Source organism: Mesorhizobium sp. B2-2-4 (genome assembly GCF_006442375.1).
GTDB lineage: Bacteria > Pseudomonadota > Alphaproteobacteria > Rhizobiales > Rhizobiaceae > Mesorhizobium.
Window position 1 is genome coordinate 773,108 of sequence record NZ_VFWB01000001.1, and the last position, 22,693, is coordinate 795,800.

Consider the following 22,693-nt stretch of genomic DNA (forward strand, 5'->3'; position numbering starts at 1 on the left):
TCTCCTGGGCAGGACTCCAAGAAGCAGGGCCAGGCGGCCCCGCAATGTCAGGGTTTCCGGTCTATTGCTGGATCAGATTGTTGAACTTCTCCGTCGCCTCGACGAGGTTGTCGCGCCAGAACTCGGCGTCCTGCAGCACCTGCTTCTTGACGTTCTCAGGCGACGAGTTGATGTCCTTGATCCGCTCCGGCGGGATCTTCCCGGTCTCGAACGCCTTCTCGTTGACCGGTCCGTTGTCGACATAAAGCGGCAGATTGGCCTGCAATTGCGGACTGACGAACATCGCCAGCGCCTTCATCGCGGCCTCCTTGTTCTTTGCGCCCTTGGGAATGACCATGCAGTCGGCGGTGAGCACGCCCTGGTCGAAGGAGAAGCTGACCGGCGCGCCTTCCTTTTTCAAGGTGCCGGCGCGGCCGTTCCAGATGCTTGCCATGTCGACCTCGCCGTCCTTCACCAGCTGCATGGCCTGCGCGCCGGAAGTCCACCAGGCATCGACATGGTCACGAATCTTGTCGACCGATTTCAGCGCGCCGTCGATGTCGACAGGATAGACCTTGTCGATCGGAATGCCTTCGGCGAGGGCTGCAACGCTCAGCGTCTCCGTCGCCTGGCTGCTGCTCAGCGCGCGCCGTCCGGGAAACTTCTCCACATTCCAGAAATCGGCCCAGGTGTTGGGGCCTTTGTCACCGAACACGTCGGTCCGGTAGACGAGCACCACGGAGGTGTAGGAGATGCCGACCCAGTCGTCATGCACGAGCTTGGGATTGATGCCGCTCTTGTCGATGAGGTTGTAGTCGAGCTTTTCGAAAAGCCCTTCCTTCGAGCCGCGCGCGCATTCGTCGGCGCCGAGCTCGGTGATGTCCCACTTCACCGCGTTGCCTGTCACCTGCAGGCGCACGTCATCGAGACCGTTGGTGGTGTCTTCCTTGATGGTGATGCCGAGCGCATCGGCGGTCGGCTTGAAGAAGGCTTTGGCCTGCGCCTCCTGATAGGTGCCGCCCCATGAGGCGACGGTAATGGTGTCGCCTGCCGCGGCGGGCGCCGTGACCGTTGCCATGAGGCCCGCTATGGCAACGACGCTAATGCCTTTGGTGCTGTTCATTTCGGTTCTCCAACCGGTGTTCCCATTGTTTTTGATTTCGCATGCGATTTTGTATACAATTTTGAGTGTAGCTCGGGGATCAGCGAAGTCAACACCGCTCGGCGGGGCCTTGGGGCCACCGACCCGGGGCCGGGGAATGGCAAAACGCGCCGATTTTGAATACAGCTACGCGCGAAACACATCGATTTCCGGCACGGACCGGAGACTGGATACGGAACTTGGCCAAGGAAACAAAAAACACGCTGCGCGACTCGGTCTATTCCGCGCTCAAGGCAATGATCGTGACCGGCCAGATCCCGCCGGGCGCGCGCGTCACCGAGAGCGACATTGCGGCAAAGCTGAATGTCAGCCGCACGCCCGTGCGCGAGGCCTTCAACCGCCTCGAGCGCGACGGGTTGGTCACCGGCCGGCCGCGGCAGGGCTACGCCGTCACCGAGTTCGACATAAACATGTTCCGCGAGGCCTTCGACATCCGCGAACTGCTCGACGGCCACGCCACCGAACTGGCGGCGGCTGCGGCCACCGAGAAAGACAAGGCGCGGCTGCGCGTCATGCTGGCCGAATGCGAGAGGCTGGCCGCCATTGCGGATCGAACCACAAGGGAAAAATTCCAGGAGCTTGAAGTCGGCATCGACCTGCACCGCGTCATCGCCGAAATCAGCGGCAATGCCATGCTGCACGGCATGCTGTGCGGCATCCTCGACAAGTGCCAGCACTATGTCTGGACGGAACTGCTGTGGCTCGACGAATGGAAGATCGCCCGCGACGAGCATGCCGAGATTGTCGAGGCGATCTGCGCCGGCGACGCCAAGCGCGCCGGCGCCCTGGCGCGCGCCCATGTGCGCGGCTCGCGCGAGAACGTGCTGCGCCTGCTGCAGGCCAAATCGGATTACCAGAGCTTTCTGGCCAAGGCGTCGTGAGCGGGGTTGGACTTGGCGCGAAGCAACGCGTTAGCGATCTCAACTGGGCAGCCATGGATATTGCGGGTGGCGATGCTACCATAGGCCGGACGAACCTCGACAAGGACACTCCAGGTGCTTCCCTCGACAGGGCTTGAGCGATTGAGCGCATTTTCGGATGGCGTGTTCGCCGTCCTTATCACCGTGCTCGTGCTTGACCTGCGCCCACCGGAGGTGCCGACCTTCACTGCGTTGCTGGCCTTGTGGCCGACATGGCTGAGCTACGGCGTGAGCTATCTCTTCATCGCCATCGTCTGGGCGAACCACCATCATCTCCTGCGCCATGCCACGGCGGCGACGACCAGCCTGATGTGGTACAATTTCGCGCACCTGTTCTCGGTGTCGCTGCTGCCGCTGGCAACCGCGTGGATGGCGGTCAGCGAGCTGGCCCCGCAGCCGGTAGCGTTCTACGCGGTCGTCTTCTTCCTGGTGAACCTGACCTACATTCTCCTGATCCGGGAACTCATCGACCCGATGCCGGCCGACGCCGTGCCGCTCAAGGTGCGCAAGGTCATGCGCATCCGCTCGATCGTGACGCTGTGCCTTTTCGGCTTGGCGGCGGTCGTCGCCCTGAAATACCCGCTCGCCGGACTGGCGATCTGTTGCTGCTGCCTGACGGTCTATCTCCGGCCGGAAGCGCCGGGATCGCGTGCCGGCTGAGCGCAATGTCAGGTCATGCCGCCCGCGTCGGCTTTCGGCCTCGATCCGCCAGACCGCACTGAATTTGCCCTGGGCAGTTCTCCAGATGCTCGCCGCATTGCTACTTCGCGCTGCTCGAATGGAGAAGCCGTCACGGCCGAAAACGGTCAGTCGGCGGAGCGCTTCTCGAATACGGAGCGTGCGACCGGGGCTGCCGAGAAAGCGTTTGGCCATCCCGCGTAATAGGCGAGATGACTGATCACCTCCGAGGCCTCGGCGCGCGTCAGTCCATTATCCATGGCCCTGTTGAGATGGTAGGGAATCTGCTCCACCTGCCCGGCGGCGACCAGTGCGCTGACCGTCACCAGGCTGCGGTCGCGCGGCGCGAGGTCGGGACGCAGCCACAAGTCGCGAAACAGCACTTCCGTCGTGTCGCGCACCAGGCCCGGCGACGCCGGTCCCGTGCCTTGCTCGACCCGTGCGGCACGATCGGCCTCCGCCTTTTCGTCGAGCGGCAGCAAATCGACGACAGCCTTGGGGAGCTGGTCCGGCCCGATGCCGCGTGCCTCGAACACCGCTTTGGCGATCGCCGTGGCTGCCATCGCGTTGCCCCACCCGGCATAGAAGGCAAGATGCGTGATCATCTCCGAGATCTCGGCCGGCTTCACGCCACTGTCGAGGGCGAGGCTCAACTGCTCCGGCAGGAGTATGCCCTGGTTGCGGGTGACCACCGCCGCGATGGTGACGATGCTGCGATCGCGCGTCGACAGGCCGGGGCGCTTCCAAACGTCATTGGCAAGCTTGTCCGTCGCATAGCGCGCAAGGGCGGGCGAGACGGCCTGCAAATCCTCTGGAGGCAGGCTGCCGGTCTGCGACCCCGTCTGCGCCGCAGCGTCGGCAGCCCCCATCGACAAAGCGAGTGCGAGAATGGTTGAAGGTTTCATGATGATGCCTTTCGTTCCTGCGTACGGTCAGCGGTATTGCTCGTCGGAGACAGGCTCCAGCCAGTCGACATTCTTGCCGTCATGCATGTAGCTCAACGCGATATGGGCCATCGGGCTGGTGGCGGTTGCGCCATGCCAGTGCTTCACCCCGGCGGGAATCCAGACGACGTCGCCTGGATTGATGACGCGGGCCTCCTTGCCGTCTTCGCGAATCCAGCCTTGGCCTGATGTGACGATCAGCAATTGACCGGCAGGATGGGTGTGCCAGACGGTGCGCGCTCCGGGAGCAAAGTTCACCAGCCCCGTGCTTGCGCGCGTTATCTCGGTGGCGGGAAACAGCGCAGTGATGACCGCTTGCCCGGTAAAGTTTTCTGCCGCTCCGATCACCGCCGGCGTGCTGCCGTTTGTCCGGATTTCGATGCCCTGCGCTTGCACGGGCATGGTTCCCGCCACACTCGCGGCCGTTGCTGTCAGGATTTTCTTCATTTTGGTCTCCTTAAGGTTTGCTCCCCTGCATTTGTGGGCTGAACCCAGTGCGGCGCTTACAGACGAAGCAGCGTCTTGATCGCCCGCCTCTCATCCATGGCGCGGTAGCCCTCGGCGACATCGGCCAGCGGCAGGGTCAGGTCGAAAACCTTGCCGGGATTGATCTTGCGCTCCAGCACCAGATCCATCAGATCCGGAAGAAAACGGCGCACGGGCGCGGGGCCGCCGAGCAGGCTCTTCTGGGCGAAGAAGAGGCCCTGGCCGTCGAGCTGGACGCCATGCGGCACGCCGACGAAGCCGATCGAGCCGCCGGGGCGGGCACAGTTGATCGCCTGCATCATAGATTCCTGCGTGCCGACGCATTCCAGCACGGATTCCGCGCCGACGCCGCGGGTCAGATCCTTGATCCGCGCCACGCCGTCATCGCCGCGCTCCGAAATGATATCGGTGGCGCCGAATTCGAGCGCGAGATCCTGGCGCGTCTTGTGGCGGCTCATGGCGATGATGCGCTCCGCGCCCATCTGCTTGGCCGCGAGCACGCCCATCAGCCCGACCGCGCCGTCACCCACGACGACCGCGGTCGCGCCGGGCTCGACGCGCGCGGCGTCGGCGGCATACCAGCCGGTGCCAAGCACATCCGATGCCGCCAGCAGGCTCGGGATCAGATCGTCCTCGGGCATGCCGGGGGTGGCGACCAGCGTGCCGTCGGCAAGCGGCACGCGCAGCATCGGCGCCTGCGCCCGGCTCATGAACTCGCGCTGCTCGCAGGACGAGGGGAAGCCGAAGCGGCAATGCGGGCAGGTGTTGTCGGAGGTGCAGAACGAGCCGACGACGAACTGGCCGGGCTTCACCGCTCTCACCGCGCTGCCCACTTCCACCACCACGCCGCAATATTCGTGGCCCATATGCATCGGTTCGTTCAGCGGCTGGAGCCCGCGATAGGGCCACAGGTCGGAGCCGCAGATGCAGGTGGCCGAGAGCTTGAGGATGGCGTCGGTGGGATGAAGGATTTCGGGCTCCGCCACTTCCTCGCAGCGGATATCGCCGGCACCGTAGAGAACTGTTCCGAGCATAGTTTTCTCCTTGAGCCTATGTCAGGCGTTCTATGCGTATGTTGAAGCGTCCGCCGCGCAGCAGCGGCGCGATACCGCTGTCGAGCCGGCCGAGCCGGATCAGGCCGCGCGAATACCGGTAGGGGCCATAAAAGAAGATGAGATTGCCCCAGGGCGCGTAGTAGGCGATGTCGCCGATGGCCTCACTGTCGAACGGGCCGCTGCCCTCGATCCGCAATTTGCGCGGCAGGTAGCCGATCTTCTCGACGGATGCGTAGTCTTCCAGTGTCAGGTCCAGCGGCAGCATCGCGGCGAAATCCTGCGCGCTCGGATTGTCGAACAGGGAGGCCGTCAGGCGCATCGCGTCCACTTCAATAGCAATCCTCATCAACGATTTCTCCTGTCCGTCCGTTCCGCGGGCTTGGCCTGGCGCGGCGGAGGGCGCGAACGCGGCTGCCAGTGCGGCGGCAACCGCGGTGCGGCGCGTCATGTGGCTGCGTGTCATGGCGCGTCCTTGCCATGATCATGGGCGGCTGCCGCCGCGGCCAGCGCGGATCCCACAAGCAGCACCGCGCCAAGTGCGAAGGGGCTTCGCCAGCCGAGCGTGTCCAGCAGCAGGCCGCCGCCCGCCGCGCCGAGCGTGATGGCGAACTGGATGACGGCGACCTGCAAGCCGCCGCCGGCTTCGGCATCGTCGCGCAGCGCGCGGCTCAGCCAGGTGCCCCAGCCGACCGGCGCCGCGGTTCCGAAAAAGCCCCAGCCGACGAGCAACGCGGTGACGGCCATCGGCATCGATCCAAGCACGATCAATGCGACGGCCAGCAGCGCCATGGCCAGCGGAATGATGATGACGATGCTGTAGAGCCGCGTCTTGAGCAGCCGGCCTATGGTCCAGGTGCCGGCGACGCCTGCTAGTCCCATCACGAGCAGGATCGCCGAGAGCGCCGAAACACCGACACCGGTCACGGTTTCCAGGAAAGGCCTGAGATAGGTGAAGAGCGCGAACTGGCCCATGAAGAGCATCAGGATCGAGGTCATGCCGAGCGCGACCTGACGGCGCAGCAGCAACCGGAGGACATTGCCCGACGCCTTGCGGCCGCGTGGCGGCAGCGCAGGCAGGCTGAGGCTTTGCCAGACAAGGGCAAAGAGGGCCAGCGGCACCACGAGGAAGAACGCGCCGCGCCAGCCGACATAATCGCCGAGCAGGCTTCCGAGCGGCGCCGATATGGTTGCCGCGACGGCGTTGCCGGCGTTGATCATCGCCAGGCCCTCGGGCACGGAGTCCTCCGGCACGAGGCGCATCACGATCGCGGTGGACATCGACCAGAAACCGCCGATGGCAATGCCGAGCAAGGCGCGGCCGATCATCAGCACGGCATAGTTGGGCGCAAAGGTCACTATCAGGCCGGACAAGGCGAGCAGCAGCGAGAACGACGTCAGCACCAGCTTGCGGTCGATATGCCGCGTCAGGCCGGCGATGAACAGGCTGGTGACGACCGCGAAGATGCCGGAGACCGAGATCGCCTGTCCCGCCCGGCCTTCGGTGATGCCGAGCCCGTCGGCGATCGGCGTCAGCAAGCTGACCGGCATGAACTCGGAAGCGATGAGGACGGCGACGCAAAGCGTCATCGAGAACACCGCACCCCATGCTGCCCGAGGCTTCACCAGCCTGTCGTCGTAAGTCGTTTCCATCAGCCGTCACCACAAAAATCCAGCCGCCGGAAACGCATCGGCGGCCTGTTCGCGACAGGAGATAGCGCCGGACTATTGGAATGATTAGCGGCTGAAAGTCGCTTGAACTTATCGATGCAGGCCATAAATAACGTCGGGCCGTATTCAGCGGGGCAGAAGGCCATGCGCGAAAACTTCAACGATCTTCTGTGGTTCCTGGTGGTGGCCGAGGAGCGCAGTTTCACGAAGGCCGCCGCCAAGATCGGTATTACTCAATCGACCCTCAGCCACACCATCAAGCGGCTCGAAACGCGCTTGGGCCTGCGGCTGCTGGCGCGAACGACGCGCAGTGTCTCGACGACCGAGGCGGGAGAGCGGTTGCGTCAATCCCTGGCACCGCGCATCGTCGATATCGAAACCGACATCGCGGCGCTGACGGCCTATCGCGACAAACCCTCGGGGACCGTGCGCATCACCGTCTCCGATCATGCGCTCGAGCAGCTGGTCTGGCCGAAACTGCGGCCTGTCCTTGCCGACTATCCCGACATCAAGCTCGAATTCAGCCGGGACAACGGATTGCGCAACATTGTCGAGGATGGTTTCGATGCTGGCGTGCGGCTTGGCGAAAGCGTGGAGAAGGACATGATTGCCGTGCGCATCGGGCCGGACTGGCGACTTGTTGCCGTAGGCTCGCCGGCCTACATCGCCGGACGTGGCGTGCCGAAGGCGCCGCAAGACCTGATCGGCCACAATTGCATCAACCTGCGCATGACCAGCGCCGGTGGCCTCTATGCCTGGGAATTCCAGAAGGCCGGCCAGGCTCTGCGCGTCCGCGTCGATGGCCAGCTCGTGTTCAACTCGACCCTGCCGATGGTCGACGCCGCCATTGCCGGCTACGGGCTTGCCTATGTGCCCGAGGATCTGGTCACGGCGCATGTTGCCGCCGGACGGCTGCAACTCGTGCTCGACGATTGGTCGCCGAAATTCGCCGGCTATTACCTATACTATCCAAGCAGTCGCCAGAACTCGCCGGCCTTCAAGGTCATTGTCGACGCGCTTCGAAAACACAGCCAATGATGGCCACCACACAGAAGCCGAGGACGGGGCTGAGCACAACCGGGAATGGGAGCGGCGGACCTCAGATGATGCCGTGCTTCTTCAGCAGCGCCTGCTCATCGCCCGACACCCATCCGAATATCTTCGGCTCGCCGTCGAGTTTCCGGACAAGGTAGTGAACGTCGAAATCTATCTCGACGTCCGCTTGACCCTTGCGGGCATAGGTCGCGGTCCACGCAACATGGGCAACGCAATGATGCTCGTCGATCGGCGAGATGCCGATGTCGCGTATCCGCATCTCTTTCGTTCCGATCGCCCGGTAGTGAGCATAGCCCTGAGCCATGACTTGCTTGAGTTGATCGTCGTTCTTTCCGGTCACGACGCCGGCAGGCGAGGCGGCTATGAACTCCGACGTGTAGAGCGACGCGGCCTCATCCATATCCATGCCGCCGCCAAGCGACGCCTTGAAAAATCGCTGATAGCGTTCAAAAAATCTCTTTACGCTCATCTCCATGATTTCCGCTCCGGTCGTGTCCTCGGGTCAGCGCTGTTCCGGCAAGCTCCGGAGGAAATGGATCATCGCGGCATTGACCTCGTCCGGGCGTTCCTGCTGGGTCCAGTGCCCGCAGCCGGGCAGCATCAACTTGTCGCGGAGTTGCGGGACGAAATTTCCGAGATTGGCCAGCAACTGGTCCATTCCGGGGAAGGCGACCACCAGATCGCGGTCGCCCGCTATATAGAGCGCGGGAACCTTGATCCGCGCGCCCGCAAAGGGCGCCATCAGCTCCCAGTTCCGGTCGATGTTGCGGTACCAGTTGAGACCTCCGGCAAAACCGGTGCGCTGGAACTCGCCGGCGTAGAAATCGAGGTCGCCTTGGCTGAGCCAGGGCGGTAGGCCCGGCGGTGCCTCGACGGCTTGCAGGAAACCTCCATCATGTGGAACCATGCCGATTCCACCCGCGCTCGTGCCCGAGGAATCCCCCGATGCGGCGTAAAGCATGGCCCGCACCGTGGTCCGGGGGTCCCGCTCCAGCTCGGCTTCTGCAATGCCGGGTTGCTGGAAATAGAGCTGATAGAATTGCGAGTCCGTGTTTCGCGGCATCACGCTGGTTGGGCGCACCTTGGCCCGCGGCCGGAACGGGACGCTGAGACCGATGACGGCTTGAAACCGGTCCGGGCGCATCAGCGCCGCGTGCCAGGCGACGACGGCGCCCCAGTCATGGCCGGCGATGATGGCGGTCGGCGCTTCGAGGGCGTCAAGAAGGCCCACCATGTCGCCGACCAGATGGAAGAGCGTATACTGTTCGACCGCCTCCGGCCGATCGCTCTTGCCATAGCCCCGCATGTCGGGGGCGACGGCGTGAAAGCCCGCCGCCGCGAGCGCACTCAATTGATGGCGCCAGGAATACCAGGATTCGGGAAAGCCGTGGCACAAGAACACCAAAGGGCCATCGCCCTGCTCCGCGATGTTGAGGCGGACGCCGTTGGTCTCGACCATTCGCTGTGTCGGCTCGCTCACGGCTGCTTCTCACGCTCGTGTGTCAGTCTCTGTTTAACGGCTGGCGGCGGACGCCGCAACGAGAGGGTTGAGCGAACCGAATGCCTGTCCCGAAGGTCACGCATCTTTTGTCGCCGGTCTCAGGAGTGATCGCGGCAATGAATATCCGAGATTCGGTCGGCGCCCGCTTTGCGGTTCCCGAACTTCTGCCCCAGCTTCAAACGCGATGAGCGCGCTTGCCTATTGTCATCCGGCTGTCATATGTCGGCACTACGAAGCCTTAGTTCTGGATTTATGGATACGTGGATAAAAAATCAGCTCTCCTCGCTTTGGCGGCACTCGGCCAGGATACAAGGCTCGAGGTCTTTCGCCTGCTTGTCCAGGCGGGCGCCGGGGGGACCCCCGCCGGCGAGATCGCTTCCCGCCTCGACATCGTGCAGAACACGATGTCGGCGCACCTCAAGGTTCTTGACCATGCCGGCCTCGTCCGCGCCGAGCGCGATGGTCGCACAATCCGCTATGTTGCCGACATGACCGGATTCCGCGATCTGCTCGCCTATCTCATGGAAGACTGCTGCAATGGCGCGCCGGAACTCTGTCGGCCCGTGATCCAGGCGGTCACCTGCAAGTGTTAGAAGGAGGCATCCGCCATGAGCGAGGCATACAACGTTCTTTTCCTCTGCACGGGCAATTCGGCAAGGTCGATCATCGCCGGGGCGATAATCAACCTTCCGAAAGCCGGCTGAGCAAGGAAAGTATCATGAACGATCACGCTTTGAGCGCGGGCGGCGGCATTGGTTTCGTCGAGAAATACCTGACCGTGTGGGTGGCGCTGTGCATCGTCGCCGGCATCGCGCTCGGCCATCTCATGCCAGGCGTCTTCCACGCCGTCGGCGAGGCCGAGATTGCCAAGGTCAACCTGCCGGTCGCGGCACTGATCTGGCTGATGATCGTGCCGATGCTGGTCAAGATCGACTTCGCCGCGCTCGGCCACGTGAAGGAGCATTGGCGCGGAATCGGCGTGACACTGTTCGTCAATTGGGCGGTGAAGCCGTTCTCGATGGCGGCGCTCGGCTGGCTGTTCATAGGATATCTCTTCCGGCCTTATCTGCCGGTCGACCAGATCGACAGCTATATCGCCGGCCTTATCATCTTGGCGGGCGCGCCCTGCACGGCGATGGTCTTCGTGTGGTCGAACCTGACGAAAGGCGAACCGCATTTCACGCTGAGCCAGGTCGCGCTTAACGACACCATCATGATCTTCGCCTTCGCGCCGATCGTCGGCTTGCTGCTCGGCCTCTCGGCCATCACCGTACCCTGGAATACCCTCGTCCTCTCCGTCGCGCTCTACATCGTCGTGCCGGTCATCGGCGCCCAATTCCTGCGTCGGCGGCTGCTCGCCGCGGGCCGCGAAGCCGCCTTGAAGCGATTTCTCGAGCGGCTTCAGCCGCTCTCGCTCATAGCCCTGCTTGCCACGCTTGTGCTGCTGTTCGGATTTCAGGGCGTGCAGATCCTGGCGCAGCCGCTGATCATCGCGCTGCTGGCCGTGCCGATCCTGATCCAGGTCTATTTCAATTCAGGGCTCGCTTACCTACTCAACCGTGTCTCGGGCGAACAGCATTGCGTCGCCGGCCCCTCGGCCCTGATCGGCGCTTCGAATTTCTTCGAACTGGCGGTCGCCGCCGCCATCAGCCTGTTCGGCTTTCAGTCGGGGGCGGCGCTCGCCACCGTCGTCGGCGTGCTGATCGAAGTGCCGGTCATGCTCACCGTGGTCTGGATCGTGAACCGCTCCAAAGACTGGTACGAGGGCGGCCGGGCTCCCGTGTTGCCGAAAACATTAATGCTCGACCCTGATCGAAAAATTGCGAAATAGCCGTTGATCCTCAGCCGGCCGGGCAGCCTGCTGGTGGACTGCTTTGCAGGAAAAGCTCGGGATGGCCGCGCGACGCACTCCCGTTAATTGCGCGGGTATCCGTCCGCTTGACAGTCTGCCTACTAGAAGGTAGACAGGGTGCATGAGCAACTTTTCAACGACATCTGACGAGATTTTGGCCTCCGCACAAAAGCTGATCATCGCCGGCGGTTATAATGGATTCAGCTACGCAGACATCGCGGCCGTGGTCGGCATACGCAAGGCCAGCATCCACCACCACTTCCCCAGCAAGGTCGATCTGGTGCGTACGCTTGTGTCGCGTTACCGCGAGAACGCCGAAGCCGGCATGGCCGATCTCGAGCGCAGCGTGCCTGAACCGCTCGAACTCGTTCAGGCCTACGCGGGTTATTGGGCCAGATGCATCGAGGATGCAAGCATCCCGTTCTGCGTATGTGCGCTGCTGGCAAGCGAACTTCCAGCGCTTCCGAACGAGGTCGTCTCGGAGGTACGGGCGTATTTTCAGTTTCTCTCGGCGTGGCTGACGTCGGTCATCGAACGCGGCGAACAGCAAGGCTCCCTGAAAATCTCTGGTCCGGCGCGGGTGGAGGCAGAGGCGCTCATGGCCACCGTTCATGGCGCGATGCTATCGGCTCGGGCATACGGAAAGCCTGGCGTCTTCGCTTCAATTCTCGACCCGACCCTGCGGAGGCTGAAGCCCGAATGATATCAGTGCCGGGCGGCTAAGCGACGGGTCGCCCCGACAAGAGCATCGACAAATGCGCCGCGGTAAACTACCAACTAGTAGGTAAAGGAATTCCCTATGTTTCACAAACTCCTCTCGGCTCTCTTGGTCATCGGTATCCCGGCGACCTACGCCATCACGGCGCCCGCTCAGGCTCAAAGCCGGGAGGCCGAGCAGATCCACATCAGGGGCAGCGTGGTGAGCTTCAGCGCTTCGACGCTGAGGGTCAACACGCGGGAAGGCGAGACTGTTGACGTTGTCCTGGCTGATGGCTGGAAGATCTCCGGCGTCGCTGCTGCGAAGGTGGCCGATATCAAGCCAGGCGACTTCGTCGGAATTGCCTCGCTGCCGAAGGACAAGGGCGGGGACGGCGCTCTGGAAGTCCTGATCTTCCCGCCCGCGCTGAAAGGCGCAGGTGAGGGAAGCTACGGGTGGGATCTGAAGCCTGACAGCAGCATGACCAACGCAACAGTCGCCGATGCCGTCAAGGACGTCGACGGGCGCACCGTGACTGTTTCCTACCAAGGCAAGGAAAAGAAGATCGCGATCCCGGACGGCACCCCCGTCGTGACCCTCGCTCCGGCAACCCAGGATGATCTGATCCCGGGTGCCGTCGTCTTCATAGCAGGCGAGAAGGCCGCAAGCGGAACGATCGGTCATCAGGTCGTCGTTGGCAAAGATGGCGTGGTCCCGCCCATGTGAGCCAGGTCGCCGCTCGTTCGCAGGCTGTCGACCGTCACGGCGACGCTGGCGAAAGATACGCTGAGCGGTTCGGCGCGGACGAACGCGACAGTGAAGGCCTACCGCTCGTCCGAAATGCCGGAGCATTTCCCATGCACCGGGAGCGGCGCATTCGCCGACGGCTGTGGCCTGCACCTGGCGCCGCCTCTCGGAGGAAGGCGGGCGGACAGTGAAGGCTATGAGGGTGAAACAGCCCTCTTTGACAAACGCCTCGGCCACCTGTGGTCGCCGAGGTGCATCGGACAAACATTGAACCATACCCGAAGGATATCCAATGAGACGTGATCGCGTTGAAGTTGCTTCAAATGGCCAGGACAAGTGGCTCAAGCTGTATTACCTCGCCCGCGCGGCCTTTTCCGTCGTCTGGGTCGTGGCCGCTTTGACGGTCGGCCGGCAGTCGGCGTCCATCGCGGCTGTCTTGCTTGTTGCCTATCCTGTCTGGGATGCAGCCGCCAATTATGTCGATGCTTCCCGCAACGGCGGGCTTGCCGTCAATCCTACGCAAGCATTCAACATCGCAGTCAGTTCGGTGGTCGCCCTTGCAGTCATCATGGCGCTGGCCATGAACATGAATTGGGTTCTCGGCGTTTTCGGCGCGTGGGCAATCTTCTCCGGCCTGCTGCAGCTTGGAACCGCAATCCGGCGCTGGAAAACCGCCGGAGGCCAATGGGCCATGATCTTGAGCGGAGGCCAATCGGCTGTCGCCGGCGCCTTCTTCATCGCGCAAGCGCAGATGTCCGCACCGCCCTCGATCGCCAACATCGCAGGCTACGCTAGCTTCGGCGCCTTCTATTTCCTCGTCTCAGCCCTTTGGCTCACCGTCTCGCATTCGCGGCGCCGGAAAGTGGCATCCGTTCAAGTATGATCCACATTGTCGGTCTACTGCGTATCCCATCGTGGTCCGGCGATCGACATTCATGGCGGACCATTCGAGGTCGTCGCGCGCGACGGCGAGACCATCTCCCCTTCGGCCCGCTTCCTCGCCGACACGATCAATGTCGGTCCGGGCCAGCGCTATGATGTCGTCTGGACGGCGCGGCGACCCGGAAAATGGCTCATCCACTGCCACATTCCCCACCACGCGACGAACAACAATGTCGAGGAAAAGGGCGGCGGCTGATGGTCGTCATCGACGTCAGCTGACGCGGGCGCCGGAATTGGCGCTGTTGCGGCATCAGCGCCGCACTTGGCCAGGCGACGGCTGCCCAGAGGTTGGCCTCGACGCCCAGCGACGCAGGCAGCCTCGGAACACGGGCGGGCCCTGCACGTTGATCCCGAACCGCTCGTGGAGTGCACCATGCCAGATTGGATCGGGACTTGGCGAAACCAATACGGCTCGACCGTCATCATCGAGGACGATGCGGAAGGCGTCATCCGCGGCATGTTCAGGACGGCGTTGGAAGACAGCAGTTTCTTTGGTCAGGAACTTTCGATCCATGGCGCTGCTTGCGGCGACGTAATCGGCTTCACGGCTGCGGGACAGGGCAAGGCCGGGCCTGCGGCCGTGAGCTACACCGGTATTCTGCGGGAAAGTAAGCTCGAGATGCTTTGGCATACCGTTGCAGGGCAGACCCTTACCGCATCGGCGGAAGGGGCGCCTGCCAGGATGGTCAGAGTTGGGGCATGGCGCGCCTTCGGGACCAGCCTGGATGTGTTCGAGCGCGTGGAATGACCCAGCCTCTCGGGCCGGCGTGGCTCCATGGGCGGCTACGGAAGGCCGCCAGGCCCGCATATGCGCGACTGAAGGCGGCTTGCCGATCCTGAGCGATTTCGGCGGCGCTGTGGTCGAGCCGACCGGAGGACGGATGGGATGGCGGAAGAAGGCAACGACGCGCGGGTAGTCCTGCAGTGCATGACAACCGAGCACTTCGTGCTGCAGACCGCCCGCGCGGCCACCATTCAGGAGGCGATCAGCGCGCCAATCTGTTCCTCACGTCGGTCTCAAGCGCGGCGATCGCTCTGTCATTCGTGGCGCAGGTCACGAAAATGGGCACGCCGTTCGTGCTGTTCAGCCTGATCTTGCTGCCCTGCGTTTTCTTCATCGGCCTGGTCACCTTCGTCCGCGCCGTGCAGGTCGCCATCGAGGACATGGTGCACGCCCGTGGAATGGCGCGGATCCGGCACTACTACGTCGAAGTCGCGCCCGCCATGCAAAGCTACCTCGTTCATCCCACGCATGACGATCGCTCGGCGGTGCTCGTGGACAAGGGGCTCAGCCCATCGCCGTTGCAGTATTTCATGACCACGGCCGGAATGGTGAGCGTGATCAGCAGCGCCATCGCAGGTGTCTTTACGGGCATAGCCGCCACAGCGGCAGCCGGCGCCGGAATGGCTCTCGGTGTGGCAGCCGGGATGCTCGCCTTCGCTGCAAGCGTGTTCGTGCTGCGCAGCTACCACCTGCGGGCTTGGACGGCGGCCGAGCAAAGACTGACGGTTCTTTTCCCAGGCACGCGCGGGGAATGAAGCTCTGCGGAGCCAGGGATCGCTTGGCCGAGGTCCCATATACCATGCATGCCTTGTGACATCTTCTATTGCCGCGGCCCAAAGCCTCTATATGGCCGTAGCGGAACAATGGAAACCGTTTCCTGCATGCCGCTTTTGAACAGCGGAAGGGCATCGAGCACCGAGCGAACCTCTTCCTCCGCTTCCGCCTCCATGAGAAGACAGGCGCCGCCCATGTCGCCGCGATTCCAGATTTGTCGCACGGTGCTCGCCATGAAAAGTCGGCGAACGGCTTCGGCTTCGGCCTCCAGTCTCTCGGGCGTGTAGTCCGCGTCGTTGAAGCTTTCCGTTCGCCGACGTGTCAAGACCATGAACTGCATGTTCTTTCTCCTGCTGTATGAAGGTAGGGCTTTCCGGTTTTTCCCGCCGGGTGCTTGATGCCTGTCACGGTTATTTAGCGGCCATCGGCTCGAACAGGGCGGAAATGATCGGCTTTCCAGTCTCGGCCGACAACGTCGGCACGAGAAAGACCGATGTCTTGCAATTGCGAGTCCGTGAGTTCCATCAGCATGCGGTGGCTCTGGTGCCTTTCCATACCAGCTTCGACCCAGACCAAGATCGCCGCGACGCGCGCCATCAGAATCTGTAGAGCCTCGACTCCACGCCGCTGCGGTGCACTCCTTGTTTCGGCCCGCTCCACGGCGGCGCCGTTGACGACTGCGTCCATCGCATTTCTCCTTTTTTTCGCGACCGGTCGAACCCCGAGGCGAAGGCGGCGAATGAGCTCGCTGCTTTGGGGGTTCGGCGGCCGGAGCCGGTGTCTAACGGTTGCCGAAAAGGTCCCGGCGATGCTCGACCGCCGGATCCCGCGCGATGGCCGCGTTGGAGCCCGCATTGAGCAGTTCGTAGACTGCACTATGCGCGATCGAGGACGTGTGGGTGCTGTCGAGCTGTTCCCGGGCAATCGCATTGATGTCGGAGCCGCCGACCTTCGGGTTCTCGGCGAGTGCGGCGTCAGTGATGGCCAGGAACGCGGCGGCGGCAAGAGCGATCTTTTTCATGGAAATCTCCTAAGGTTGAGTTCTGGACTTGGTTCAAGAACAGGTCCTTGCCCGTTCGCCAAGAAGATGCATCTTGGACCCACCCATGATAATCTTCGAATATTGGAAAGGATCATCCGCCAAGAGCGGATAATAGGACCATGAGCGGGCGCGCGGCCTCAGCGCTGGCCCTCCCGGATCGAGGGTTTTGCCATGTCGGTGCTGGCAATCGCTCCGGCCCTTGCCGGCATGTGGCCGGCCAGAGATCAGAAGGCACATCAGCCCGCCGACTTTCCGGCGGCGGACGGTGTAACCGTCGTTCAGTACTTCAATTCCATCCACCTGCGGTGTTCGGCAAAGCGCTCGGCCAACAGATCGATGAAAGTCCTCACCTTGGCCGAGACATGGTGACGATGCGGATAGAACGCGTTGATCGCGAACTCGACTCCTGAATATTCCTCCAGCACCCGGACAAGGCGCCCGGCGCTCAGGTCGTCGGCCACGAGGAAGGGCGGCGGTATGAACAGACCGCGGCCGTCGAGAGCAAGGCGTCTGAGCGTCTCCTGGCTGTTGGTCAATAAGTTGCCATCGACGCGGACGGAAACGGGCTCGCCGTCGGGGTCCTCGAAACGCCACTCGTTACCGAAAGGATATGACGCATGGCGCATGCAATTGTGGCGTGCGAGGTCATCGGGCCGACGCGGTGTTCCATGGCGTTCGAAATAGCCGGGCGAACCGCAGACGATGTTGCGCCATGAGGTCAGCCGCCGGACGATCAGGCTTGAATCGGGAAGCGGCAGCGAACGCACGTCAAGGTCGAAGCCCTCCTCCACCATGTCGACCATTCTTTCGCCGACGGTGAGATCGACCGAAACAGCCGGATAAAGGTTGACGAATTCGGAAACGATCGGCGCCAGAAAACGGATGACGCTCATGCTGGAATGAAGGCGAAGCGTGCCTTGCGGCGTCGCCTGAAGTGCTCCCGCGACGCGGTCCGCCTCCTCCAGATCGGCGAGGATTTGTGAGGAACGCTGGTAGTAAGCCTGGCCGATCTCGGTCAGGCTCACCTTGCGGGTGGTGCGGTTGAGAAGCCGGACGCCGAGCCTGTCCTCCAGCGCCTGGACGTGGTTGCTGACCATCGTCGTCGACATGTTGAGGCGTCGGGCTGCCGCGGAAAAGCCCCCGCATTCCACAACGCGGCCAAACACCGTCAAGCTCGTGAGCCTGTCCATTTCGATTATCCGCTCTTAATGGATGATCCTTCCGTTCTTTCCTCGATTATCACATCAAGATTGCCGTTGCATCGTCCTTGCACCAATCGGCCACTCGGCCCGACCGTGAGAGGAGATTACGATGACCGTAAGCGTCAACCCCGCCACCTTGGAATACCCGGTTGAGGTAAAACCCGCGCGGCGGTCCCGCAAGACGATGATCAAGCGCACCGTTGTCGGGTTGGGCCTGGTGGCCGGCCTGACCGCGGCTGCGCTCTACGGCTATGACTATTGGACGGTCGGGCAGTATCTGCAATCGACCGACGATGCCTATGTCAAGGCCGACTATACGACTGTCGCGCCGAAGATCTCGGGCCACATCGCCGAGGTGCTGGTCGAGGACAACACTCCCGTCAAGGCGGGCCAGGTTCTGGCCCGCATCGACGACCGCGACTTCAGGACCGCGCTCGACCAAGCGCAAGCCAATGTCGAAGCAGCCGAAGCGACGCTGCATAACCTCGACGCCCAGATCGGCCTGCAGCATTCGGTGGTCGAACAGCAAAAGGCCAACGTCGCCGCAACCGAGGCGAAGCTCAAATTCGCGCAGCAGGAGGGTGATCGCTATAAAACCTTGCTGAAAAGCGGCTACGGCACCAGCCAACGCGCCCAGCAAGCTGCGGCGTCCCTCGGCGAAAACGAAGCCCAACTGCAGAGGGATCGCGCCGCACTGGTTGCTGCCCGCAAAGCGATCGACGTGCTCACGACTGAGCGCGGCAAAGCGGAGGCCGAGCGCGACAGCAGCCAGGCCGCCCTGCGTCAGGCGGAACTCAATCTCTCCTACACCACGATCACGGCACCCGTCGACGGCACCGTCGGGGCCCGTTCGCTTCGCGTCGGCCAGTATGTGCAGGCCGGCACGCTGCTCATGGCGGTGGTGCCGCTGAATGCGGTCTATGTCGTGGCCAATTTCAAGGAAACACAGCTCACTCATGTGCAGAGCGGACAGCCGGTCGAGATCGCCGTCGACGGCTTTCCCGGCGTGGCACTCAAGGGCCGCGTCGACAGTGTGTCGCCGGCCAGCGGTCTCGAGTTCGCGCTGCTGCCCCCGGATAACGCCACCGGCAATTTCACCAAGATCGTGCAGCGCATCCCGGTGAAGATCGCGATCAACGACGGCAGGCTCGCCGGCAAGCTGCGCGCCGGCATGTCGGCGGAACCGACGATCGACACGAAGGCAACCATCCTGGCCGAACGGGGTGAACCGGACAGCGGCCGCCGGATCATCGCCGGCTGGTAACTCGTAGCGGCTGCGCGAGGTTTTCCGAGACCTCGCATGGTGGCCGCCACGCCAGTGTCTCACGCGCGCTTCGTCAAACAAGGAATTCAGCCGTGCCCGCAACCCTCACCGCCAACCCCACGCCTGCGCCGATGGCAGCCAAAGCATCGAGCCTGGCGCCGACCGATGCCTCTTCCGCCCCGCTCAAGACCTGGATCGCCGTCATTGGCTCGACGCTCGGCGCCTTCATGGCGGTCCTCAACATCCAGATCGTCAACGCATCGCTAGCCGACATTCAGGGCGCCATCGGCGCGGGCATCGATGACGGCGGCTGGATATCGACCGCCTACCTGGTGGCCGAGATCGTCGTCATTCCGCTCACCGGCTGGCTGTCGCGGGTCTTTTCCATCCGCGTCTATCTTCTGGCCAATGCAATCCTGTTTCTCGCCTTCTCGGTTGCCTGCGCCTTCGCGCAAAACCTTCAGCAGATGATTGTCCTGCGTGCTTTGCAGGGCTTTTGCGGCGGCGTGCTGATTCCGGTCGCCTTCACCATCACCATAACCCTCCTGCCCAAGGCGAAGCAGCCGATCGGATTCGCCCTGTTCGCGCTGTCGGCGACCTTCGCACCGGCCATCGGACCGACAATCGGTGGCTATCTCACCGAGAACTGGGGCTGGCAGTTCATCTTCTATGTCAACTTGGTCCCCGGCGCGCTGATGGTCGGCATGCTGTGGATGTCCCTCGAAAGGGCGCCGATGCAGCTTTCGCTGCTGCGCCAGGGCGACTGGGCCGGGATCATCACCATGGCGATCGGGCTCGGCACCTTGCAGACCGTGCTCGAGGAGGGCAACAAGGACGATTGGTTCGGCTCGCCGTTCATCGTGCGGCTGTCCTTGATCGCCCTCGTCAGCCTCTCGCTTTTCCTGTGGATCGAGTTGAGAAGCGAAAGGCCCTTGCTTAACCTCAGACTGTTCGCCCGCTGGAATTTCGGTTTCTCCATCCTGGCCAGCTTCCTGCTCGGAATTGCGCTCTACGGGGCGGTGTTCATCCTGCCCGTCTATCTCGCGCGCATCCAGGGCTACAACGCCCAGCAGATCGGCATGGTGCTGGCCTGGACAGGCCTGCCGCAACTGGTGCTGATCCCGCTGGTGCCGCAGTTGATGAAGCGTTTCGACATGCGCATTATCGTCGCCTTCGGCTTTGCGCTGTTCGCGGCGAGCAATTTCATGAACATCGAAATGACGGCGACCTACGCGTCGGAGCAGTTCTTTTGGCCGAATGTCGTCCGTGCCGTCGGTCAGGCCCTGGTCATGGTACCCCTGGCTGCGGTCGCTACGGCCGGCATCGAACAGGAGAACGCCGGCTCTGCCTCCGCATTGTTCAACATGATCCGGAATCTCGGCGGCGCCGTCGGCATCGCCATGCTGCAGACTTTTCTGACCAAGCGCGAGCAGTTCCACTCCAACGTGCTGGTGCGGTCGGTGTCGCTGTTCGAAGAGAGCACTCGCGCGCGCATCGAGCATCTGACCCGGTACTTCCTGGCGCATGGCGCCGGCGATCGCGCAGCCGCGATGCACAAGGCCGTCATCGCCATCGGACAGATGGTGCGCAAGCAGGCTTTCATCATGGCTTTCAGCGACGCGTTCTATCTACTCGGAGCAGCCCTTGTCGTCGCGTTCTTCGCCACGCTGCTGTTGCGCAACCCGGGCCATGTCGAGGCGGGTGGCGCGCACTGAAAGATCGGAAAGAAGAACTACAATGATTTCAATCCCGAACTACGCCAGCGCGGCCCCGGAATGTGAGTCTGTCACGTGCACCGCCAGGAAACTCAGCAAATTTTCGAATGCTTGGCAGAGACTGTGCCGTTCCAAGTAGGGCACTTTAGCCCATAGTGCGATTTTGGCACCGGCTGCCGCCGTCTTGCCAAAACCGGCTGAATTCCGAAAATCAAGCCAGTGGCGTCGCGCTGGAAACGCCTGGAAGTCTATTGATTTCAATAGGATAAAATGGCGCGCCCGAAGAGATTCGAACTCCTGACCCCCAGATTCGTAGTCTGGTGCTCTATCCAGCTGAGCTACGGGCGCGCATCAGGTCATGCTTTCCATGACCCCGCGATCCGATCCTCGAGGACCGGCCGCGAATGTGTGCAGTTCCCTAGCGACTGAATTCGCGAAAAGCAAGCCGATCCGGCAAAAGTTTTGTCGTCGATGCGTCATCCGCTGGATCCGGCCGGAAATCGGGTTGTTCGAAGCGGCATTCAGGGCGAAGGGGGCCGGACCGGTTTGCGGGCGAAACAGCGCCCAAGCCTGTCAGGCCGGGCGGCGCAGCCCGTTGCGGGCCTGGTCGAGCCGCACCGGCTGGTCGGGAATGGTGACGGCGAAGGTGGTGCGCCCGCCGATCGATTCGACCAGCTCCACCGTGCCGCCATGCGCGCGGATCAGTTCATGCGCGATCGCCAGACCAAGCCCGGTGCCGCCGCTGCGCGCAGAGCCGCGGAACGCCGCGAACAGGTTCTCGCGCGCCTTCGGCGGCAGGCCGGGACCGGTGTCGGTCACGACAATGCGGCTGACGCTGCCCATGCGCTCGGCCGAAACCGCCAGCCGGCGCACCACGGCGCTCTCCGTGTCCGCCGCCATCGCCTGCACGGCGTTGCGGCACAGATTGGTGAGCACGCGGAACAACTGGTCGGAATCGGCGTCCACCTCGAACGCCTTTTCGACCGCGTTGATGAACTCGATGCCTTCCTCGATGTCGAGCAGGCCGTGCACGTCCTCGACCAGCTGGCGCAGCCGCACGCGCCGGCGCGAAGGCGGCGGCTCCTGCGTACGGCCGTAATGAAGCACGCCTTCCGAGTAGGAGACCGCACGGTCGAGCGCACGCAGGAGCTTCGGCGCGAAGGCCTGCACGGTCGGATCCTTGACCTGGCGCAGGCGGTCCGAAATGAGCTGCGCCGAGGCCAGGATGTTGCGCATGTCGTGGTTGATCTTCGACACGGCGAGGCCGAGGTCGGCCAGGTGCTTCTGCTCGGTCAGCATCTTCTGCAGCCGCTCCTGCATCTGCGACAGCTCGCGCTCGGCCACCCCGATCTCATCGGCGCGAGCGGCGGGATGAATGATCCGGCTGGGGTCGTCGGGGGCCTGCGAGAAGGACAGCATGGAGCGCGTCATGTTGCGGATCGGTCCGATCATGATCAGGTCGATCGCGGCATAGACCAGCATGGCCGTGAACAGCGAGATCAGCAGCGAGACGAAGGCGACGTTGCGCGAATAGATAAGCATCGCCTTGCGCAGGCTGTAGTCCGGCATGATCAGCTCGAACTCCTTGTCGCTGTCGCCGACCGGCCCGAAGACGCGCAGCATCCGGTCGCCGCCGAAAAACAGCGTGTCGAGCGCGCCGGTCATGCCCTTGACCATGCCGACGCTGGCGAGGTCGATGTGCTCGTCGACCTGCGGCGGCATATCGGCCACCACAAGCAGCCGCGACACGCCGCCGTCGCGCACCGCGATCGCCTTGGCGCCGATCGCCATAAGCACGTCGTTCTGCGCCGTGCGCGACAGCGAGGTCGGTTCGCCCTGCACCAGCACGATCGATACGGCAGCGGCGGTACTCAGCCGCTCCTTGAGCCAGGCCAGCCGGTAGCTGGCGATCCAGGGCAGGAAGATGAGCACCTCGGCCAAAAGCACGAAAACGATGGTCAACAGCAGCAGTTTTGTCGACAGGCCGCGCGACAAGGGTACGCTGCGGACGGCGGCTGGCGCTGGTCCTGTCCCTTCCTCGGCGTGCGTGGTTTCGCTCATGCGGTCCTGTCTTCACAATCGCTTGATCAGCCCAGATTAGGCGATTGCGGCTTTTTTGCCAATTTCCCCCTTGGTCGGAGAGATATAATTGCCGCCGAAAGTGCGCATCCCGGGCCCGGCGACACCGGCCCGGCACCGGCCGGCACCGGATTGACTTCCAAAAC

At 63.0% G+C, this 22,693-nt stretch carries 25 protein-coding genes, 1 tRNA gene and 1 pseudogene; 13 read left to right on the plus strand and 14 right to left on the minus strand.

Annotation, left to right across the window (positions count from 1 at the left end; all coding sequences use genetic code 11):
- Window positions 1-61: 61 nt before the first annotated feature.
- A complete protein-coding gene (locus tag FJ959_RS03960) occupies window positions 62-1,102 on the minus strand; it encodes an ABC transporter substrate-binding protein (RefSeq protein ID WP_140628580.1) in 1,041 nt (346 codons plus the stop codon).
- A gap of 218 nt (window positions 1,103-1,320) precedes the next feature.
- On the opposite strand from FJ959_RS03960, the gene FJ959_RS03965 reads away from it, so the two are divergent.
- Both FJ959_RS03965 and FJ959_RS03970 read left to right on the plus strand, forming a co-directional pair.
- On the plus strand, window positions 1,321-2,022 hold the full coding sequence (locus FJ959_RS03965) for a GntR family transcriptional regulator (protein ID WP_181168535.1): 702 nt from the start codon (window positions 1,321-1,323) through the stop codon (window positions 2,020-2,022).
- Between the two features lie 141 nt (window positions 2,023-2,163).
- Entirely contained in the window at window positions 2,164-2,721 is a 558-nt protein-coding gene (locus FJ959_RS03970) for a TMEM175 family protein (protein WP_246678919.1), read from the plus strand.
- A gap of 146 nt (window positions 2,722-2,867) precedes the next feature.
- Here FJ959_RS03970 and FJ959_RS03975 read toward each other — a convergent pair whose 3' ends face one another.
- The 5 genes from FJ959_RS03975 to FJ959_RS03995 all read right to left on the minus strand — a co-directional run bounded on the left by FJ959_RS03975 (window position 2,868) and on the right by FJ959_RS03995 (window position 6,874).
- Window positions 2,868-3,608, minus strand: a complete 741-nt coding sequence (locus FJ959_RS03975; RefSeq protein ID WP_347439604.1) for a carboxymuconolactone decarboxylase family protein — start codon at window positions 3,606-3,608, stop codon at window positions 2,868-2,870.
- A 63-nt stretch (window positions 3,609-3,671) separates the two neighbouring features.
- A complete protein-coding gene (locus tag FJ959_RS03980) occupies window positions 3,672-4,130 on the minus strand; it encodes a cupin domain-containing protein (RefSeq protein ID WP_140628585.1) in 459 nt (152 codons plus the stop codon).
- A gap of 56 nt (window positions 4,131-4,186) precedes the next feature.
- The gene (locus tag FJ959_RS03985; RefSeq protein ID WP_140628587.1) at window positions 4,187-5,203 is read right to left on the minus strand and encodes a zinc-dependent alcohol dehydrogenase family protein; all 1,017 of its coding nucleotides are present in this window, start codon (window positions 5,201-5,203) and stop codon (window positions 4,187-4,189) included.
- 16 nt (window positions 5,204-5,219) lie between these two features.
- A complete protein-coding gene (locus FJ959_RS03990; protein WP_318012490.1) occupies window positions 5,220-5,570 on the minus strand; it encodes a cyclophilin-like fold protein in 351 nt (116 codons plus the stop codon).
- 113 nt (window positions 5,571-5,683) lie between these two features.
- Window positions 5,684-6,874, minus strand: coding sequence for an MFS transporter (locus FJ959_RS03995; protein ID WP_140628590.1), 1,191 nt, complete (start codon window positions 6,872-6,874; stop codon window positions 5,684-5,686).
- A gap of 162 nt (window positions 6,875-7,036) precedes the next feature.
- Between FJ959_RS03995 and FJ959_RS04000 the strand changes: the two genes are divergently transcribed.
- Window positions 7,037-7,930, plus strand: a complete 894-nt coding sequence (locus FJ959_RS04000) for a LysR family transcriptional regulator (protein ID WP_140628593.1) — start codon at window positions 7,037-7,039, stop codon at window positions 7,928-7,930.
- Window positions 7,931-7,991: 61 nt separating this feature from the next.
- Here the strand turns inward: FJ959_RS04000 and FJ959_RS04005 are convergent, their stop codons facing one another.
- Together FJ959_RS04005 and FJ959_RS04010 are read right to left on the minus strand one after the other, a co-directional pair.
- Window positions 7,992-8,423: a nuclear transport factor 2 family protein gene (locus tag FJ959_RS04005; RefSeq protein WP_140628596.1), complete on the minus strand. Its 432-nt coding sequence runs from the start codon at window positions 8,421-8,423 to the stop codon at window positions 7,992-7,994.
- Window positions 8,424-8,450: 27 nt separating this feature from the next.
- Entirely contained in the window at window positions 8,451-9,428 is a 978-nt protein-coding gene (locus FJ959_RS04010; RefSeq protein ID WP_140628598.1) for an alpha/beta hydrolase, read from the minus strand.
- Between the two features lie 281 nt (window positions 9,429-9,709).
- On the opposite strand from FJ959_RS04010, the gene FJ959_RS04015 reads away from it, so the two are divergent.
- From FJ959_RS04015 to FJ959_RS04055, 8 genes and pseudogenes are all read left to right on the plus strand, one after another.
- Complete coding sequence (locus tag FJ959_RS04015; RefSeq protein ID WP_140524254.1) at window positions 9,710-10,042, plus strand: metalloregulator ArsR/SmtB family transcription factor; 333 nt, start codon at window positions 9,710-9,712, stop codon at window positions 10,040-10,042.
- 158 nt (window positions 10,043-10,200) lie between these two features.
- Entirely contained in the window at window positions 10,201-11,280 is a 1,080-nt protein-coding gene (arsB, locus tag FJ959_RS04025; RefSeq protein WP_181171871.1) for an ACR3 family arsenite efflux transporter, read from the plus strand.
- A 142-nt stretch (window positions 11,281-11,422) separates the two neighbouring features.
- A complete protein-coding gene (locus tag FJ959_RS04030; RefSeq protein ID WP_140524250.1) occupies window positions 11,423-12,004 on the plus strand; it encodes a TetR/AcrR family transcriptional regulator in 582 nt (193 codons plus the stop codon).
- 96 nt (window positions 12,005-12,100) lie between these two features.
- Window positions 12,101-12,724, plus strand: coding sequence for a hypothetical protein (locus tag FJ959_RS04035; RefSeq protein ID WP_140524248.1), 624 nt, complete (start codon window positions 12,101-12,103; stop codon window positions 12,722-12,724).
- Window positions 12,725-13,037: 313 nt separating this feature from the next.
- Complete coding sequence (locus FJ959_RS04040) at window positions 13,038-13,628, plus strand: DUF308 domain-containing protein (protein WP_140628604.1); 591 nt, start codon at window positions 13,038-13,040, stop codon at window positions 13,626-13,628.
- Window positions 13,629-13,676: 48 nt separating this feature from the next.
- A pseudogene (locus FJ959_RS04045) lies at window positions 13,677-13,906 on the plus strand (multicopper oxidase domain-containing protein); the annotation flags it as partial.
- Window positions 13,907-14,060: 154 nt separating this feature from the next.
- Window positions 14,061-14,435, plus strand: a complete 375-nt coding sequence (locus FJ959_RS04050; protein WP_140628607.1) for an avidin/streptavidin family protein — start codon at window positions 14,061-14,063, stop codon at window positions 14,433-14,435.
- A gap of 314 nt (window positions 14,436-14,749) precedes the next feature.
- Complete coding sequence (locus tag FJ959_RS04055) at window positions 14,750-15,226, plus strand: hypothetical protein (protein ID WP_246678920.1); 477 nt, start codon at window positions 14,750-14,752, stop codon at window positions 15,224-15,226.
- Window positions 15,227-15,291: 65 nt separating this feature from the next.
- Here the strand turns inward: FJ959_RS04055 and FJ959_RS04060 are convergent, their stop codons facing one another.
- The 4 genes from FJ959_RS04060 to FJ959_RS04070 form a co-directional block, all read right to left on the minus strand.
- On the minus strand, window positions 15,292-15,585 hold the full coding sequence (locus FJ959_RS04060) for a muconolactone Delta-isomerase family protein (RefSeq protein WP_140628610.1): 294 nt from the start codon (window positions 15,583-15,585) through the stop codon (window positions 15,292-15,294).
- A gap of 74 nt (window positions 15,586-15,659) precedes the next feature.
- Window positions 15,660-15,932 carry a DUF1127 domain-containing protein gene (locus tag FJ959_RS31545; RefSeq protein WP_181171861.1) on the minus strand — a complete coding sequence of 91 codons (273 nt, stop codon included), beginning with the start codon at window positions 15,930-15,932 and terminating at the stop codon, window positions 15,660-15,662.
- A 94-nt stretch (window positions 15,933-16,026) separates the two neighbouring features.
- Window positions 16,027-16,266 carry a hypothetical protein gene (locus FJ959_RS31550; RefSeq protein WP_140559078.1) on the minus strand — a complete coding sequence of 80 codons (240 nt, stop codon included), beginning with the start codon at window positions 16,264-16,266 and terminating at the stop codon, window positions 16,027-16,029.
- A gap of 299 nt (window positions 16,267-16,565) precedes the next feature.
- Complete coding sequence (locus FJ959_RS04070) at window positions 16,566-17,477, minus strand: LysR family transcriptional regulator (RefSeq protein WP_140514286.1); 912 nt, start codon at window positions 17,475-17,477, stop codon at window positions 16,566-16,568.
- Window positions 17,478-17,598: 121 nt separating this feature from the next.
- Here FJ959_RS04070 and FJ959_RS04075 point away from each other — a divergent pair, with 121 nt between their 5' ends.
- Window positions 17,599-18,753 (plus strand): HlyD family secretion protein, encoded by a 1,155-nt coding sequence (locus FJ959_RS04075; protein ID WP_140559077.1) that lies wholly within the window; start codon window positions 17,599-17,601, stop codon window positions 18,751-18,753.
- Window positions 18,754-18,884: 131 nt separating this feature from the next.
- Window positions 18,885-20,468: an MDR family MFS transporter gene (locus tag FJ959_RS04080; protein WP_140628827.1), complete on the plus strand. Its 1,584-nt coding sequence runs from the start codon at window positions 18,885-18,887 to the stop codon at window positions 20,466-20,468.
- 271 nt (window positions 20,469-20,739) lie between these two features.
- Here FJ959_RS04080 and FJ959_RS04085 read toward each other — a convergent pair.
- A tRNA-Arg gene (locus FJ959_RS04085) sits at window positions 20,740-20,816 on the minus strand.
- A 225-nt stretch (window positions 20,817-21,041) separates the two neighbouring features.
- The gene (locus FJ959_RS04090; protein ID WP_140491502.1) at window positions 21,042-22,529 is read right to left on the minus strand and encodes a HAMP domain-containing sensor histidine kinase; all 1,488 of its coding nucleotides are present in this window, start codon (window positions 22,527-22,529) and stop codon (window positions 21,042-21,044) included.
- Between the last annotated feature and the right edge of the window lie 164 nt (window positions 22,530-22,693).